A 15,213-nucleotide genomic window follows, 5' to 3' on the forward strand; every position below is an offset into this window, starting at 1 on the left:
GCAGTCGCATTGGATGCGAAGATCTCGCATCTGATGCGAGTGGTTGGACGTTACCGTCGGTGGGTTCTGAACGCGGTACGCCCGGCGCTGCGGGCGCTGCACCTGGTTGACGGGGTCCGGCTGCTGCGCCCCGATGAGCAGGTGTTCACCGCGATGCTCGACGGCTGGCGCAACCAGCAGTTGGCGCGGAACCTGTCGTTCGGCACGGTGGAGAACCGGCAGCGCGTCGTGCGGGCGTTCGCCGACCATGCCCAAGCGTTGCCGTGGCGGTGGACCCCGCAGCTGGTCGACGAGTGGTGCACCGACCTGCGTGCCGTGCGCCGGCTGCGCCGGTCCACCTTGCGCGGCTACCAGGAGGCGGTCCGGCTCTTCTGCGCGTACCTGACCGACCCCGCCTAAGGCTGGGTCGACGAGTGCGAGAAGCGATTCGGCACCTATCCGGTGCAGGTGGTCCACGAGTGGAACGCCGCAGTCCACGTCGCCGCCGCCGAGGGCGATCCGGCCAAGCGCGGGTTCACGCTCGATGAGCTGCAGACGCTGCTGGACCACGCCGACGAGCAGGTGAGTCGGATCCGGGCGGCGGGGCGTAAGGGCTGGCTGCCGGCCTTCCGTGACGCCACCCTGTTCAAGGTCGCCTATGCGTACGGGCTGCAGCGCAACGAGACCCGGATGCTGGATGTGGCCGACTTCGGCCGCAATCCGCACGCCGATGAGTTCGGCAACTACGGTGTGCTCTACGTGCGTCATGGCAAGGCGATGAAGGGTTCGGTGCCGAAGCGGCGCAGCGTGCTGACCGTCTGGGATTGGGTGCCCGAGATTCTCGCCGAGTGGGTCGACGACATCCGGCCGATGCTGGCCATCGAGGGCAACCCGGCGTTGTGGCCCTCGGAACGGGCGACGCGGGTCGGCCTGGCGCAGATCAACGCGCGCCTGTCGGCCTACCGCGACGCCTTGGGCCCGGATGCCGGGCTGGACTTCCACTCGTTGCGCCGCTCGTATGTCACCCACCTGATCGAGGCCGGCGGGGATCCGCTGTTCGTGCAACAGCAGGTCGGCCACGAACACGCCTCCACCACGGCGATCTACACCTGCGTGTCGTCGGACTTCCGCACCCGCACGCTGCGGCAGGCTCTCGACGCGACCATGGACGCGGCACTACGACCGGCCCGGAGGGCGAGATGAGCATGAAACGGCAGGTCAGCTACCGATGGAGGCTGCGGGAGATGATGGCCACCCACGGTGTGTTCACCGCCACCGAGCTGGTGCCGCTGCTGCACGAGCGCGGCATCGACCTGTCCGCCTCCCAGGTTCACCGGCTGGTCACCGGCACCCCGGAGCGGCTGTCGCTGCCGGTCCTGGCTGCGTGTGCGACATCCTGGACGTCAGCCCCGCCGAGCTGATCGTCACCTCGGCGGCCAACCTCGCGCCGCGCAAGGCCGTCGCCGGCGACGCCCTGGCACCGGTGGACCTGGCCACGGTTCGGCCCAGGCGGGCGCGCGTGCGACCGGACTGATGGATCGCCCCTACGCCGCCGCGGAGCAGTACGAACGCTGGTTCATCCGGGTCTGCGCCCGCTGCGGCCGGCGCGGCAGCTTCGCGGCCCGCTGGCCCGACGGGCACGTCTGCCGCACCTGCCACGACCGGGCGTTACGCACCCGCGGCCGCTGCCCCGGCTGCGGCCACGACCGCGTCCTGGCCGGGATCCGCACACCGGACCGGGCCACGATCTGCACCAGCTGCGCCGCGTTCTCCACCTCATACTCGTGCGCGGAGTGCGGGCAGGAAGGCAAGCTGCACGCCGGCCGCCGCTGCACCCGGTGCATGTTCGCCAGCCGCATCGCCGAGCTGCTCGACGATGGCTCGGGCAGGATCCGGCCGGACCTGGTTTCCTTGGCCGAGCTGCTGACCAGGATGGACAACCCGCTCACCGGACTGAGCTGGATCTCGCCGCGGCACGGCCGCACCGCGCCGGCCGCGGACATGCTGCAGGGCTCGGCCCGCGGCGACATCGAACTCACCCACGAGGCGTTCCACCGCCTACAGCCGTGGCGGGCGTCCGCCCACCTGCGGGAACTGCTCATGCAGTGCGGCGCTCTGCCCATGGTCGCGACAAGCAGGTGCTGCTGTTCGAGCGGTGGCTACTTGAGCACCTGGACAGCATCGTTGACGCCGGGCAGCGCCGGCTGCTGCGCCAGTACATCACCTGGCATAGCCTTCCCTGGCTACGCCGCCGCGCCGAACGCGGGCCCGTCAGCGGCCGCACCCGCTCTGAACTGGGCCAACAGGTCCTATGCGCCGGAGACTTCCTCGCCTGGATCCAAACGCACGAGCTCGCCCCCGCCCGGCTCCAGCGGGCCGACCTCGATCGCTGGCTCGTCGACCATGGGCCGCACCAGCGGCAGAGCCTCAAACCGTTCCTGGCCTGGGCTGCCCGCGCCGGACACATGCTGCGGCTCAGGGTCCCCACGCACCGGCCCGGCCAACAGACCCCGATCACCCAGCACCGGCGCATCACGCTGCTGCGCAAGCTGATCACCGACGACGCGGTGGGCTGCGCACCCGCGTCGCTGCGATCCTCGTCCTGCCCTACGCCCAACCGCTTGGCCGCATCCTGCGCTTGACCATCGACGACATCCACACCGACGGGCCCGACGTACTCCTGTGCCTCGGCGACCCGCCGATCCCGGTCCCCGTACCCGTCGCCGAGCTGCTCCTGGCCCTGCGCGACCAGCGGACCAACATGCGCACCGCCACCAACCGCGAATCTCGCTGGCTGTTTCCCGGCCGCCGCGCCGGCCAACCGCTGACCACCGAGGCGATCGCCCCACACATCCGCGCCCTCGGCGTCCCTACCGTCCCCGGCCGCCTGGCCGCACTCCGCCAACTCGTACTCCAAGCCCCGGCACCGGTCGTCGCCGAAGCCCTCGACTTCCACCACCACACCACCCACCGGCACCACGCCGCGGCAGGCGGCACCTGGAACCGCTACAGCCCGTTATGACGATCCACCTGGCGGCTCTATTCCAGAGTGGCTGCTCGCGGCTCTCCACGGCAGCGGCCAACCAACCCCTCATCACCGCTGGTGAAGCCGGTCAGCACGCACAGACATACTGATTTGGCCGATGTGCGGACGGGCGGATCTCATCGTCCGTTGCATGCCCGGGTTGGATACCAACGCCGACAGCAGAGGTCAAGTCCTGTCCGTCGTTGCCGCCGTCCGGGCGCGGACGGCGGGGCGGTCCACGCCGAGCTTGGTGAAGACGTCGGTCGCTGGATCGGTGCGATCGCGCTCCAGGAGTCCGGCCAGTAGGTGGGTTGCGGTGATCTGACGTGCGCCGGTGCGTTTGGCCACGGCGAGAGCCCGGGCGAGCGTGGCCTTCGCACCCGAGGTGAATGGCATCCGTTTCGACGCTACCGGGGTCGAGGCACGCTCGACGCCGCGGGCGTCGAGGCCAATCGCGGCAAGGGCTGCCTCGTCCAGAGTTGCGAGCGCGGACCGCGCTGAGTCGACATCGACACCGAGTATCCGCGCCGCCTCAATGTCGTGGAGCACGCCGAGGAGCAGATGCTCCGTACCGACGCGCCGGTCGCCGCGCTGGCGCGCCTCCGCCGGTGCGTGTGTCACGACCGCGGCTCGGGCGCCGGCTGTGAATCGTTCGAACATGGCAACTCACTTCCCATGCTTGGTATGGGCTGATTGGCGCGAGACGCCGAGCGCGTCGCCGATCTGCTCCCAGGACCAGCCTTCGGCCCGGGCGCGAGCTACCGCAGCGGCTTCGACCTGCTCGGCGAGCCGGTGCAGGGCACCGACAGCGCGGAGCAACACGGCGGGGTCTTGGGTACGCAGCCGGGCGCTCAGCTCTGACTCCTCCATGGCTGTCAGTTTGGATTGACAAGGCCGTATTGTCAATCCAAACTGACAGCCCGCGATCATCTGGAGGACTGCATGACCAAGACCCCGTTCATCTGCGGCATCACCGCCGGCCCGCTGTTCGTGCTCAGCTTCCTGATCCAGGGCGCCACCCGGGACGGCTACGATCCCTTGCGTCACCCGGTCAGCTCCCTCGCCTTCGGCGACCACGGCTGGATGCAGACCGCTACGTTCCTTCTCGCGGGCGCGTTGACTGCCGTCTTCGCCGTCGGGCTCCGACAGAAACTGCGCCACGGACCCGGCCGATTGTGGGGCCCACTCCTGATCGGCATATGGGCGCTAGGCCTGGTCGGGGCCGGGGTATTCACCACGGACCCGGTCAGCGGGTACCCGCCCGGCAGCCCGGACCGATTGCCTGCCTACGGCAGCACCCACGCCGCCCTGCACGACGGCGTATCACTGGGCGCCTTCGTCGCAATCATGGCGGCTTGCCTTGTGTTCACCCGTCGGTTCATCGCCGACAGCCAGCGGGGCCGGGCGCTGCACTCGGGCATCACCGCCATCGTCGTCCTGGTCACGCTCGGACTGTCGAACGCTGCCTTCGCCCAATCCCAGAGCCTCGTCGCGTTCGGCGGCCTGTTTCAACGCATCATGATCGTCACCGCCTGGCTATGGCTGACCCTGCTCGCCCACGGCACCTACCACCGCGCTGAACGCCCAAGCGCCACCACCGCCGTCCGATAGCCCATCGCTCACCCATCTGGCACCCGGTAGTCGAACTGGAAGGCGACCCGCCCGTCATCGTCCGGATCTGCCGCTGACATGGCGCGCCAGTCGTCTCGACAGCATCACTGTCAGTCCGGCATCCAGGTCGGCCGCCGCATCGTCAGACCATGATCGTCGGCGGCAGATCTGGCCAACAGCACCAGGGCCGGCGCGACTCACCGTGATTGCTGGAGCGGGCATCAACGCGAATACAAGACAGTTGGATTACGCGACCCTGCCAGTCCCACGGGCCGACCCGGCCAGCAGACCCCAATCACCCAGCACCGCCGTCTCGCGCTGCTGCGCAAACTGATCACCGACGAGACCGGCGGACTGCGCACCCGCATGGCCGCGATCCTCGTCCTGCTCTACGCCCAACCCCTCAGCCGGATCCTGCGCCTGACCATCGACGACATCGACACCACCGGCCCCGACGTCCTGCTGCACCTCGGCGACCCGCCAACACTGGTCCCCGAACCTGTCGCCGCACTGCTGCTGGCCCTGCGCGACCAGCGGACCAACATGCGCACCGCCACCAACCACGACGCCCGCTGGCTGTTCCCCGGCCGCCGCGCCGGCCAACCCCTCACCCCCGGCACGATCGCGCCGCTCATCCGGGACCTCGGCGTCCCGACCGTCCCCGGCCGCCTCGCCGCGCTGCGCCAGCTCGTGCTCCAGGCCCCGGCACCAGTCGTCGCCCAAGCCCTCGGCTTCCACCACCACACCACTCAGCGGCACCACGCCGCCGCCGGCGGCACCTAAACCGCTACGGAAAGATATGAGGCCGGCTAACGCAACAGCCCACGCTCATCGACGTGACGAGTCGGGCTGCCCATGAAGACATCCACCGCCGTCGGGCCATACGCCAGATTCAACGTGTCCAGTCGATAGCCCCATTCTCTGAGCCGGGAAGAGAAGCGGTAGTTCACCTGCCAACGCACCCACTCGCCGGGCTCCAGCCACACCGCCGGCGGCCGGCGCCACCGGCGAGGCATACCCCACGGCGTCACCACCAACTCCACCCGCAGCCGACCATCGCTCTCCTTCAACAGCACGTCGGCCCGGTCAGGCTGCCCGTCTCGGAACGACTCACGCGGCTCGAACCCGTGCGCCTCGTCCATCAACACCTCGTGGACAACAGGGCACCGGCGCAACGGCAGGACGAAACCGACCGGCGCCGCATTCCGGACCGCCGCCGCTGGCCCACCCCGCGACCGCTTGGTCCACGACGTCCGCACCCACTGCACCACAACGTCCACGAACCGATCATGAGGAGCATCGCCCAGGCGAGCAAGCGACATCCTGGTGCATCACCGAAGGTGAGCATCGCTGCTCACCAAGATGCGAATACGCGATAGATCAATTACACGACCCTGCCAGTCATCCGCCGGCAATACGCCGGTCGGGCGACCAGTGGCTGGGGCTGTTCCAGGCCCGCAGGCCCGCCGGTAGCGACTGTTTCGGACCATCGATCATGCCGTCCCACATGCGTGGGGTGCGATCAGGTGTCGCCGGGCGTGACGAGGCCGGTCTCATAGGCCAGGACGACCGCCTGCGCACGGTCGCGGAGGGCGAGTTTGGCGAAGATCCGCGCCACGTGGGTCTTGACCGTCGCCTCGCTCAGGGTCAGCGCCTGGGCCAGTTCGGTGTTGGAGAGACCGCGGCCGAGGAGCGTCAGCACTTCCAGTTCGCGCGGCGTCAACGCGGCGAGATCCCGGTGGATGGCGGGGGTCGGTCCGTCGCCGGCCGATCGGTCGGCGCTGGCGAAGCGCTGGACGAGCCGCCGGGTTATCGAGGGCGCGAGGAGGGCGTCGCCGGTGTCGACGAGGCGTACGGCGGCGGCGAGGTGATCGGCGGTGACGTCCTTGAGGAGGAAGCCGCTTGCGCCGATTGCCAGGGCGGCGTAGACGTATCGGTCGAGGTCGAACGTGGTGAGCATGAGCACCCGGCAGCGGGCGCCGTGCTCCAGGATGCGTCGGGTTGCCTCGAGCCCGTCCATCGTCGGCATGCGGATGTCCATGAGCACGACGTTGGGACGCATCCGCCGCTCGGCCGCCACCGCCTCGGCGCCGTCAGCGGCCTCGCCGACCACGTCGATGCCGCGGGCGGTGAGGATCAGCCGGAAGCCGGTGCGTATAAGCTCCTGGTCGTCGGCGATGAGCACACGGGGCGAGGGCAAAGGTGCCGGCCCGGGCGGTCTGGCAGGGCCGGGCTGGGCCTTCACGGGTGCTCCACCGGGATGCGGGCGCGGACCCGGTACCCGCCGCCGAGCCGCCGGCGGGCGTCGAGATCGCCGCCGTAGACCGCAACGCGCTGTCGCAGCCCCAGCAATCCCCGCCCGGCGCCGTCTCCGCCGCGCGGTGCAGGCTGGTCGCCCGTCAGCACGCTGGGACCCCTGGTCAGCACCTCCACCCGCAGCGAGTGCTCGGCATAGCGGATCGTCACCTCCGCCTTCCCTCCAGCGCCGTGCTTCAGCGCGTTCGTCAGTGCCTCCTGCACGATCCGGTACGCGGTGACGTCGATCCCGGACGGCAGTGGCCGGCGCTCACCGGAGATCCGCACCTCTACCGGCAGGCCGGCGAACGCGATTCGGTCGATCAAGGGGCTGAGCCTGCTCAGGCTGGGCTGCGGCGCCAGGTCGGCTCCGTCCGTGCCGTCGTCGCCGTCCGCCGCGGGCGCCAGCAGGCCGAGCAGGTGCCGGAGCTCGGTCATCGTGGTCCGTCCGGCACCCTCCACTGCCGACAGCGCCGCTGCGGCATCGTCGGGCATGGTCGTGAGCACCTCGCGCGCGGCGGTGGCCTGCACGATCATGAGGCTCACGTTGTGGCTCACGATGTCGTGCAGCTCCCGGGCGATGCGGGCACGCTCGGCGTCGACCGCGGTACGGGCCGCGCTCTCCCGCTCCCGTTCAAGGAGCCAGCCCCGCTCCTCCAGCGCCCGACGGTGCTCGCGCCGGGACCGGACGAGTGCGACACCGAGCCATACCGCGGTCGCGCAGGCTGCGACGAGCGCGCCGACCAGCCACACCGCCCCCAATCCCACCCAAGGATCTTCGCAAACGCGGATCGGCACCACATCATCCCCGGTGTCCAGCCGGTACATCCCTGGGATGACAGCCCCGGCGGTTTACATCCCGGGGCCGACGACCGGGCACCACCCGCGGTCATAGCGTGCTGCCATGACCACTGACACCTGCGTCGTGCGGCTGGACAACGTCCGCAAAGAGTACGGCGACACGACCGCCCTGGACGGCGTGTCGCTCGAGATCCGCACCGGTGAGGCGGTGGCGGTGATGGGCCCGTCGGGCTGCGGCAAGTCCACCATGCTGAACATGATCGCCGGGTTGGACCGGCCGACATCCGGGTCGGTGCGCGTCCACGACGAGGAGCTGAGCCGCCTGAACGAAACGAAGCTGGCGCTGTTCCGGCGGTACCGGATCGGCATGATCTTCCAGTTCTTCAACCTGCTCGACGACCTACCGGCGATAGACAACGTGGCGCTCGCCGCCCAGCTGACCGGCACCAAGGCAGGCCCGGCACGCAAGCGGGCCATGGAACTGCTCGACGAACTCGGCATCGCCGACCGGCGCAACGCGTATCCGGCGGCCCTCAGTGGTGGCGAGCGCCAGCGCGTCGCGGTGGCCCGGGCCCTCATGAACCGCCCGGCACTGCTGCTCGCCGACGAGCCGACCGGCGCCCTGGACAGCCGCTCCGGCGAGCAGGTGATGGACCTGCTGCTGGACCTCAACCAGATCGGACAGACCTTGCTCATCGTCACCCACGACGAGCGGCTCGCGACGCGGTGCGCGAGCCGCGTGGTCGAACTGGCCGACGGCCGGATCACCCGCGAACGCAGTCTGGAACGCGCATGAGTGCCGTGTGGCGGGCCTCGCGGGCCGCGGTCCGGCGACGCCGGGTGCAGACGTTCGTCATCGGCCTGGTCGTCCTGCTCTCCACCATGACGATCGTCGTGGCGCTGGCGCTGCTCGAGGCGTCCTCGGCGCCGTTCGACCGCGCCTTCGCCAGGCAACAGGGACCACACGCGATCGCCGTGTACGACCCGGCCAAGGTCAACGACGCGCAGCTCACCGGCCAGCGAACCGGCGTGGCGGCCGCGGCGGGACCGTTCGGGCAGGTAGCGCTCGACCTTACCGAGGGCGGCGGGCCGGGCCCACGGGGTCCGCTGACCGTCGCGGGACGCGCCGACCCGGGCGGCTCGGTGGACCGTCTCAGCCTCTGGCAGGGGCGCTGGCCCACGGCCCCCGGCGAGATCGTCCTCAACCAGCCCGATCCCGGTGCCGACTCGAGGGGATTTCCGCCGGACAGCGGAGAGGTGACCCTCGGCGGCAAGCGGTACACCGTCGTCGGCCGGGCCCACAGTCTCAGCCAGACCGCCGACGCCTGGGTGTCACCGGAACAGATGACCGCCCTGCACCCCACGTCGGTTCAGATGCTCTACCGGTTCACCGGTGACGTGTCTACGAAGGCCGCGGTCGACGCCGACCTGGCCGCCGTCACGGCCGGCCTGCCGGCGGGCGCGCTGATCGCCGCGCAGCCGTACCTCGTCGTCAAGGAGAAGGTCGCCTCGGACATCGGCGTCTACGTGCCGTTCCTCGCCACGTTCGGCATGCTCGGACTGATCGTCGCGGTCGTCATCGTGAGCAACGTGGTCAGCGGCGCGGTCGTCTCCAGCTTCCGGCACATCGGGATCCTCAAGGCGCTCGGATTCACACCGCGCCAGGTTGTCGCCGTCTACCTGGTCATGGTGTCGGTACCCGCCCTCATCGGCTGTGTCCTTGGCACCGTCGCCGGCACCCTCGCCGCCCAGCCGCTGCTGAGCGACGGGTTCGAGGGCCTCGGACTCGACGTCGGCATCTACGTCGGCGTCTGGATCTGGGTCGCCGGGCTGGTCGGCGTGCCGGTACTCGTCGCCCTGGCGGCGTTCGTGCCCGCCGTCCGGGCACACCGACTGTCAGCCGCCGAGGCGATCAGCGCCGGCAGCTCCCCACGGGCCGGGCGTGGGACGCGGATCCAGCGCTGGCTCGCCGGTGTCCGGTTGTCGCGTCCGGTCACCCTCGGGCTGGGCCTGCCGTTCGCGCGACCGGGCCGGACCGCCTTCACCGTCGTGGCCGTCCTGCTCGGCGTGACCACCGTGACGTTCGCGACCGGGCTGGCCGACACGCTGACCCGGATCTCCACGATCGAAGGCCGGGCCTCGGGACAGATCGGGGTTCGGCCGTCCGACGGCCGGACGCGGATCGCCCCCGAGGGTCAGCTGCCGCCCGCGGGGCCGCAGGCCACCACCAGTCGGACCGACGCCCAGGTCGAGCAATTGCTGCGCGGGCTGCCGGACGTCGCCCGGGTCACCCCCGTCTTCAAATTGTCGGTCCCTACCATCGGGCAGACCCAGCCGCTGATCGTCAACTTCGTCCGCGGTGACTACTCGTCGATGGGCTACCAGGACGAGCTCACCGCCGGACGCTGGATGACGCGGGTGCACGAGACAGTCGTGCCGTCGGAACTCATGCGTGAGCGCGGACTGAACGTCGGGGACAAGCTCACCCTGGAGCTTGGCGGACGGCGGACGGTGCTGACCGTGATCGGCGAGACGATGGACGGCGCGCCCGGACCGCCCGGCATGTTCGTGGACTGGCGCGTCCTCACCGAACTCGCGCCGGACCGCGCCGTCAAGCCACACGAGGTGTACTACCAGGTCCAGCTCAAGCGTGGCGGCGATGTCGCGGCGTACGTCGCCGCGGTCAAGGCGGCCGACCCGGCAATCGACGCGTGGGACACCTCCCAGCTCAGCGACTTCGCGGTGACCGTGATCGGCTTCTCGTCGGTGCTCTCGTTGCTGCTGTCCACCGTCGCGGCCCTCGGCGTGTTCAACACGGTCGTGCTCAACGTCCGGGAACGCCGCCGCAGCCTCGGCATGCTCAAGTCGATCGGGATGACGCCACGCCAGGTCGTCACGATGGTGCTGACGTCGATGGCGGTCGTCGGCGCGGCCGGCGGTGTGCTCGGCATCCCCCTGGGGATCGTCGCGCACCGGTACATCGTGCCGGCCGCCGCCGACGCGGCCCGGATCGCCATCCCACACTCGGTGCTGGAGGTGTGGCAGGCACCGACGCTCGCGCTCATGGCCCTCGCCGGCGTCGTGATCGCGCTCCTCGGTGCACTGGTCCCGGCCCGCGGCGCGGCCCGGCTCACGATCGCCGAGGTGCTCCACAACGAGTGAGCTGTCGCCTCGGGGCCTCCGGACGCGCGGATACCGCAGGCCCCGAGGCGACAGGGGCGAGAACAGGCAGGGCACTCTTCTGCCGCTGACGTGGCGCACCGATAGCTCAGTTGTCATCACCGTCGTTGAGTCACCCTCCGCTACCTGCCCGGCCGGGCCATCCTCGTGGCCGCAGATCGGCGCCAGCATCATGGAGTTGGCGTTACTCAACGTGACTGCCGGATCAGCCATGAACACGAATACGAGGCGGGTAAGGCGCCGATCCGCCGCTGCGCTGGGCCGACCCACGCGCGAAGCTGCTCGACCTCACGGACTGGAACGCGGTGCGCAGCGATGTCCTCGCCGGCCTCGGCCTGACCGCACCGCTCGAGCAGCACCTGGCCGAGTACACCGCGACGCTGGACGCCGGATGGCGGCAGCTGGCCCTGCGCATCGATGAAGCCGGCCCGGATGCCAGCGTCCGAGTGGTGCCCGATGGAGAAACAGGCCGGATCCGGCTGTCCGTGCAAAGGTTTGGAGAAGCTGGGCGACCCTCCCTCGCTGATCGACCTGCGCAAGCGCGTCGCCGCGATGATGCCGGTCGTCGACCTGCCCGAACTGCTGATGGACGTGCACTCCTGGACCGCCATGCTCGACGCCTACACCCACGTCGGCGGGCTGGACACCCGCATGGGCCAGCTCCCGGTGACCATGGCCGCGCTGCTGGTCGCCGACGCCTGCGACGTCGGCCTGGTCCCGGTGATCCACGCCGGCAACCAGCGCTGACACGCGACCGGCTCGCACGTGGACCAGAACTACATCCGGGCGGACACTCACGCCGACGCCAACGCCAGACTGTCAACTACCAGCAGCGCATCGCTATTACCGACTTGTGAGGCGGTTGCCTGGTCGCCTCAGTCGACGGGCTGCGGTTCCGGGTACCGGCTGCCATCCAACGTTCCCCCGCGGGCCGGGGGCGGGGGCAACGGAGACCCCACCGCGCAGATCTTGATCGGTTGGGCGGGGTCCATCACGAAGGGCGGGTCGGTAGGCTTGGCGTGATCATGGGGAGGGTCCTTGTCCTGGCCGGGCGCTGGTGCGTGGATAGTTGCCGCTACCTCGACGAATGCGAGCTGGGAGGTGGCCGCGGCGGCCATTTCCGCGGCGTCGATGGCGCGGGTGGCGGTGCTTCATGTCACCGACCGCAGACATGACGGCAACGCTCCTTCTCAACTGCTGAGGGAGAGCCTCGCAACGTACGTCGAGGTGCATGCCGGTGGGGCGGGCGCGCCACGGCCCGACGACCTCGTCGGGATCACCCGGGCCCTGGCACGGAACCATGACCTAGTCCTGGTGAGCGCAGCCCACGGCCTCCTCGTTCCGCTGGGTCGCGATGGCTGGACCCTCGCAGACCTGGCCTGGGCACTGCAGGCACCGGTCGTCGTGGTGACCGACTCTGGAGCGGACTCGATCAATCACACCACGCTCGCGCTCGATGCGCTCGCCAGCCGTGGCCTACCCGCCTCCGTCATCGCCATCGGCGACGGCGACGGCGATGACTTCTCAGGGTTGCCGGTCAGGCTGGCCGGTCGAATTCCCGACAGCGCCGCTGGCCAGCCTCAACGGTTTCGCGCGGAGGCGGCAGGCTGGCTTGCCCCGTTGCTGCAGGCGACCGGCGGTACGGCGGCGGCGGCCCAGGACGCGCCCTCCCGGCCTGCCGCGGCCGAGCGGTCCGATCACGCGGCGCCGGCGGCGACGCGTGACGAAGAAGCGCCACGTTCGACGAGCATCGGCAAGCGGCTGCTGATCGCCCTGCTCGCGGTTTTTCTCCTGCTGGTGTTGCTGCTCTGTGCCGTCACCAACCTGAGACCGGCGGGCAGAAACGTCGACGACGCGACCGGGTCCGTCGACCCGGGTTCCGAACGCCGGCCGGTGCCGTCCTATCGCGTTGTTCCCAGCACGGGCCGTGCGGACGTGCCGTCCCGGCCTTCGGCCGCCCAGGTCTGCCCGCAAAATGCCGGGACCGTGGTCGCCGCCGAGCCCGACGCGTCGACCACCGCCCGGGTCAACGCCGCCTGGAAACGCATCGAGAAATGGCTAGCGACGTATGCGCCCCGCACGCGGGCTTCGCTGCGGCCGCCCGCGCCACCGGAGCGGATCGCCGCGCTACAGGCACGGATGTCGGTCGCCTTCCCGGCTGATCTGGTGGCGTCGCTGCGGCGGCATGACGGAGTCGCGGCCCTTGACGGCTTTGATCTGCCACCGTTCTACCGACCGCTGCCATTCGACGAGATCGTGGGCGCCTGGGAGGTGACCTGTTCCGTCCTGGCGGGCGGGCCATCGGATGATGACTGGTGGCACCAGGCTTTCGTGCCGTTCGCGACGGCGGGCGACGGCGGCTGTCTGCTGGTCGACGTGCGGCCCGGCGGGCATGGCAGGGTGGGCGAGTTCTACCCCGAGGAGGGCACCGGCTTCGACCGTTGGCCCGCGTCGATCGCGGAACTCTTGGAGGGTGTGGCGCGGTCGTTGGAGACTGGCGATCCCTACATGCCGCATTACCGCCCGGTCGTCAATGCCGACGGCCGCCTGGAATGGACGATCGAGACGCCGTAACGGCCCGGCCGACTGGTGAGATCGCCTGCTCAACTGTCGCGAGTTCGGCCTCCACGAGGCCGCCCTTGCCCACGTTTCCGTGACAGAACAGGTGGCTGCGGTCGCCGGCGCCACCGGTGCGATCAGCGCCCGGGGGATCAGCGCCAGGCCGGACGGCGTCTACCGGGCCGGCGCCATCTTGGTCTTGACCGTCGGCCTGGGCTCCGGCCACCGCGTCGTCGGGCAGCTCGCGGCGGCCGCGGGGGGAACCGGCCGGTGCGCGTGTAGAACTTCAACCACAGGGCGAAACCAGCATCGTGGCCTCATGCCGTCGTACGACGAGATCCATCTCGTCCGGGAGCAGCGTCCAGTGCTCCATCAGCGCATCGGTATCAAGGGGTGCTCTGCCCACGATCGCTCATCGTGCCGTCAGCACAGCACTCTCAGCAGAGATCAACTAATTGGCGGCCGATGACACGTTCGTCACCGGCACCCCAACAAGGAGGCGCTGCGACAGTGCGGCGACGCCTGGTGCGCACGATGGCGAGGCCCTCGGCCGGTCCCGCGGCGGGCTGAGCGCGAAGATCCACCTCGCTGACCGACCCGGCCTACGGCTGGGTCGGCGAGTGCGAGAAGCGCTTCGGTACGCACCCGGTGCAGGTGGTCCACGAGTGGAACGCCGCAGCGCACGTCGCCGCGGCCGAGGGGATCCGGCCAAGCGGGCGTTCGCGCTCGACAAGCTGCAGACGCTGCTGGACTACGCCGACGAGCAGGTCACCCGGATCCGGGCGACGGGGCGTAAGGGCTGGCTGCCGGCGTTCCGCGACGCTGCCTGTTCAAGGGAAGAAGAAGGCCACCACCGGCGAACCGAGCTGCCCGGAATGCCGGCGCGCTCCCGGGCGAGCTGCGCGTCCATGCCGATTATCGGATTACCGGTAACGATAATCCGATAATCGATGTGGACAAAGCCGACAAACCGGCGGTACATCATAATGACTGTTATGTGTCCAAGGTGAGCAGCCGATGCGAGAAGACGCTCGTCAGCTTCATGTCCTGGCTCAGCGCACCTGATGTGGCGCAGTGAGGTTGACGCCTCGGCTCGATGGATCTGATGCCGGCTCAGTGAAAGTGGTGCCGTCGCTGTCTCGCTGGCGTTCGCCAGGGCGAGCCGTTGGATCCTGCTGGTTCGTCTCGTTCGAGCCGTGCCGGGGTGTCAGTAAGGATCTTGCGACCAGGGGCCAATTAGTTGATCTTCGATTGAATCCTTGAGTTTCGGGGCCGAAATCGGGCCGAGATCTGATCTATGGATGATCTTGGACGGGCATCCAACAGTCCATGGGCGGGGTCAAGGTGAGTTGTGCGAGGCGTTGGGCCTGGCTGTCAGTCATCGCCGGGCAGCCCATCCGCGTGCTGGAAGCCCGGATCACGATCACCACCAGCAACGGCACCCGCGCCAGTGACTACCGGCTCCTGACCACGCTGCTCGGCCCGGACCTCCACCCCGCCGCGCAGCTGATCACGCTCTACCACCAGCGCTGGGAGATCGAAACCGCCTACCTCGAACTGAATCCAGCATCCTCGGCGGACGAGTCCTGCGAGCACGCACCCCTGACGGCGTCGATCAGGAAATCCACGCTCTGCTGATCACCTACCAGCTCCTGCGCACCGCGATGGTCGACGCCACCGACAGCCGTTCCGGTCTCGACCCGGACCGGGCCAGCTTCACCACCGCGCTGAACGCCGCCACAGCAACGAACGAGACTCCGCGA

17 protein-coding genes and 1 pseudogene are annotated in these 15,213 nt (G+C 69.6%); 12 read left to right on the forward strand and 6 right to left on the reverse strand.

Going from position 1 to position 15,213, the window contains the following annotated elements; translation table 11 throughout:
• Positions 1-39: 39 nt before the first annotated feature.
• From ACZ6O2_RS16455 to ACZ6O2_RS16465, 3 genes and pseudogenes are all read left to right on the forward strand, one after another.
• Positions 40-399 carry a hypothetical protein gene (locus ACZ6O2_RS16455; RefSeq protein WP_466023398.1) on the forward strand — a complete coding sequence of 120 codons (360 nt, stop codon included), beginning with the start codon at positions 40-42 and terminating at the stop codon, positions 397-399.
• A gap of 48 nt (positions 400-447) precedes the next feature.
• On the forward strand, positions 448-1,182 hold the full coding sequence (locus ACZ6O2_RS16460) for a tyrosine-type recombinase/integrase (protein ID WP_466023399.1): 735 nt from the start codon (positions 448-450) through the stop codon (positions 1,180-1,182).
• Positions 1,179-1,513 (forward strand): annotated as a pseudogene (locus ACZ6O2_RS16465) (helix-turn-helix domain-containing protein). Before ACZ6O2_RS16460 ends, ACZ6O2_RS16465 begins: the two are co-directional and overlap by 4 nt.
• A 10-nt stretch (positions 1,514-1,523) precedes the next feature.
• Here the strand turns inward: ACZ6O2_RS16465 and ACZ6O2_RS16470 are convergent.
• Entirely contained in the window at positions 1,524-2,009 is a 486-nt protein-coding gene (locus ACZ6O2_RS16470) for a hypothetical protein (RefSeq protein ID WP_466023400.1), read from the reverse strand.
• Positions 2,010-2,117: 108 nt separating this feature from the next.
• Here ACZ6O2_RS16470 and ACZ6O2_RS16475 point away from each other — a divergent pair, with 108 nt between their 5' ends.
• Both ACZ6O2_RS16475 and ACZ6O2_RS16480 read left to right on the forward strand, forming a co-directional pair.
• A complete protein-coding gene (locus ACZ6O2_RS16475; protein WP_466023401.1) occupies positions 2,118-2,621 on the forward strand; it encodes a hypothetical protein in 504 nt (167 codons plus the stop codon).
• Positions 2,618-3,001 (forward strand): hypothetical protein, encoded by a 384-nt coding sequence (locus ACZ6O2_RS16480; RefSeq protein WP_466023402.1) that lies wholly within the window; start codon positions 2,618-2,620, stop codon positions 2,999-3,001. Before ACZ6O2_RS16475 ends, ACZ6O2_RS16480 begins: the two co-directional genes overlap by 4 nt.
• A gap of 189 nt (positions 3,002-3,190) precedes the next feature.
• Here ACZ6O2_RS16480 and ACZ6O2_RS16485 read toward each other — a convergent pair whose 3' ends face one another.
• Both ACZ6O2_RS16485 and ACZ6O2_RS16490 read right to left on the reverse strand, forming a co-directional pair.
• Entirely contained in the window at positions 3,191-3,664 is a 474-nt protein-coding gene (locus tag ACZ6O2_RS16485; protein WP_466023403.1) for a Clp protease N-terminal domain-containing protein, read from the reverse strand.
• A gap of 6 nt (positions 3,665-3,670) precedes the next feature.
• The gene (locus tag ACZ6O2_RS16490; RefSeq protein ID WP_466023404.1) at positions 3,671-3,874 is read right to left on the reverse strand and encodes a helix-turn-helix domain-containing protein; all 204 of its coding nucleotides are present in this window, start codon (positions 3,872-3,874) and stop codon (positions 3,671-3,673) included.
• Positions 3,875-3,946: 72 nt separating this feature from the next.
• On the opposite strand from ACZ6O2_RS16490, the gene ACZ6O2_RS16495 reads away from it, so the two are divergent.
• Together ACZ6O2_RS16495 and ACZ6O2_RS16500 are read left to right on the forward strand one after the other, a co-directional pair.
• Positions 3,947-4,615 (forward strand): DUF998 domain-containing protein, encoded by a 669-nt coding sequence (locus tag ACZ6O2_RS16495; protein WP_350705491.1) that lies wholly within the window; start codon positions 3,947-3,949, stop codon positions 4,613-4,615.
• Positions 4,616-4,981: 366 nt separating this feature from the next.
• On the forward strand, positions 4,982-5,398 hold the full coding sequence (locus tag ACZ6O2_RS16500) for a site-specific integrase (RefSeq protein WP_466023405.1): 417 nt from the start codon (positions 4,982-4,984) through the stop codon (positions 5,396-5,398).
• A gap of 26 nt (positions 5,399-5,424) precedes the next feature.
• Here ACZ6O2_RS16500 and ACZ6O2_RS16505 read toward each other — a convergent pair whose 3' ends face one another.
• The 3 genes from ACZ6O2_RS16505 to ACZ6O2_RS16515 all read right to left on the reverse strand — a co-directional run bounded on the left by ACZ6O2_RS16505 (position 5,425) and on the right by ACZ6O2_RS16515 (position 7,738).
• Positions 5,425-5,895, reverse strand: coding sequence for a hypothetical protein (locus tag ACZ6O2_RS16505; protein ID WP_466023406.1), 471 nt, complete (start codon positions 5,893-5,895; stop codon positions 5,425-5,427).
• Between the two features lie 242 nt (positions 5,896-6,137).
• The gene (locus ACZ6O2_RS16510; protein WP_466023472.1) at positions 6,138-6,815 is read right to left on the reverse strand and encodes a response regulator; all 678 of its coding nucleotides are present in this window, start codon (positions 6,813-6,815) and stop codon (positions 6,138-6,140) included.
• A gap of 41 nt (positions 6,816-6,856) precedes the next feature.
• Complete coding sequence (locus ACZ6O2_RS16515) at positions 6,857-7,738, reverse strand: sensor histidine kinase (protein WP_466023407.1); 882 nt, start codon at positions 7,736-7,738, stop codon at positions 6,857-6,859.
• Between the two features lie 76 nt (positions 7,739-7,814).
• Between ACZ6O2_RS16515 and ACZ6O2_RS16520 the strand changes: the two genes are divergently transcribed.
• The 5 genes from ACZ6O2_RS16520 (at position 7,815) to ACZ6O2_RS16540 (ending at position 15,088) form a co-directional block, all read left to right on the forward strand.
• A complete protein-coding gene (locus ACZ6O2_RS16520; protein ID WP_466023408.1) occupies positions 7,815-8,507 on the forward strand; it encodes an ABC transporter ATP-binding protein in 693 nt (230 codons plus the stop codon).
• On the forward strand, positions 8,504-10,873 hold the full coding sequence (locus ACZ6O2_RS16525; RefSeq protein WP_466023409.1) for an ABC transporter permease: 2,370 nt from the start codon (positions 8,504-8,506) through the stop codon (positions 10,871-10,873). The genes ACZ6O2_RS16520 and ACZ6O2_RS16525 overlap by 4 nt, the downstream gene beginning before the upstream one ends.
• Before the next feature lie 513 nt (positions 10,874-11,386).
• Positions 11,387-11,638 carry a hypothetical protein gene (locus tag ACZ6O2_RS16530; RefSeq protein ID WP_466023410.1) on the forward strand — a complete coding sequence of 84 codons (252 nt, stop codon included), beginning with the start codon at positions 11,387-11,389 and terminating at the stop codon, positions 11,636-11,638.
• 354 nt (positions 11,639-11,992) lie between these two features.
• The gene (locus ACZ6O2_RS16535; protein WP_466023411.1) at positions 11,993-13,465 is read left to right on the forward strand and encodes an SMI1/KNR4 family protein; all 1,473 of its coding nucleotides are present in this window, start codon (positions 11,993-11,995) and stop codon (positions 13,463-13,465) included.
• Positions 13,466-14,779: 1,314 nt separating this feature from the next.
• A complete protein-coding gene (locus ACZ6O2_RS16540) occupies positions 14,780-15,088 on the forward strand; it encodes a hypothetical protein (protein WP_466023412.1) in 309 nt (102 codons plus the stop codon).
• Positions 15,089-15,213 lie beyond the last annotated feature (125 nt).

Source organism: Micromonospora sp. NPDC048040 (genome assembly GCF_055587185.1).

Bases quoted from the DNA above. Each gene is read 5' to 3' on its own strand.
- ACZ6O2_RS16540 (WP_466023412.1), top strand. From the start codon at position 14,780: ATGGGCGGGGTCAAGGTGAGTTGTGCGAGGCGTTGGGCCTGGCTGTCA.
- ACZ6O2_RS16515 (WP_466023407.1), bottom strand. From the start codon at position 7,738: ATGTACCGGCTGGACACCGGGGATGATGTGGTGCCGATCCGCGTTTGC.
- ACZ6O2_RS16485 (WP_466023403.1), bottom strand. From the start codon at position 3,664: ATGTTCGAACGATTCACAGCCGGCGCCCGAGCCGCGGTCGTGACACAC.
- ACZ6O2_RS16490 (WP_466023404.1), bottom strand. From the start codon at position 3,874: ATGGAGGAGTCAGAGCTGAGCGCCCGGCTGCGTACCCAAGACCCCGCC.
- ACZ6O2_RS16470 (WP_466023400.1), bottom strand. From the start codon at position 2,009: ATGTCGCCGCGGGCCGAGCCCTGCAGCATGTCCGCGGCCGGCGCGGTG.
- ACZ6O2_RS16525 (WP_466023409.1), top strand. From the start codon at position 8,504: ATGAGTGCCGTGTGGCGGGCCTCGCGGGCCGCGGTCCGGCGACGCCGG.
- ACZ6O2_RS16520 (WP_466023408.1), top strand. From the start codon at position 7,815: ATGACCACTGACACCTGCGTCGTGCGGCTGGACAACGTCCGCAAAGAG.
- ACZ6O2_RS16500 (WP_466023405.1), top strand. From the start codon at position 4,982: ATGGCCGCGATCCTCGTCCTGCTCTACGCCCAACCCCTCAGCCGGATC.
- ACZ6O2_RS16495 (WP_350705491.1), top strand. From the start codon at position 3,947: ATGACCAAGACCCCGTTCATCTGCGGCATCACCGCCGGCCCGCTGTTC.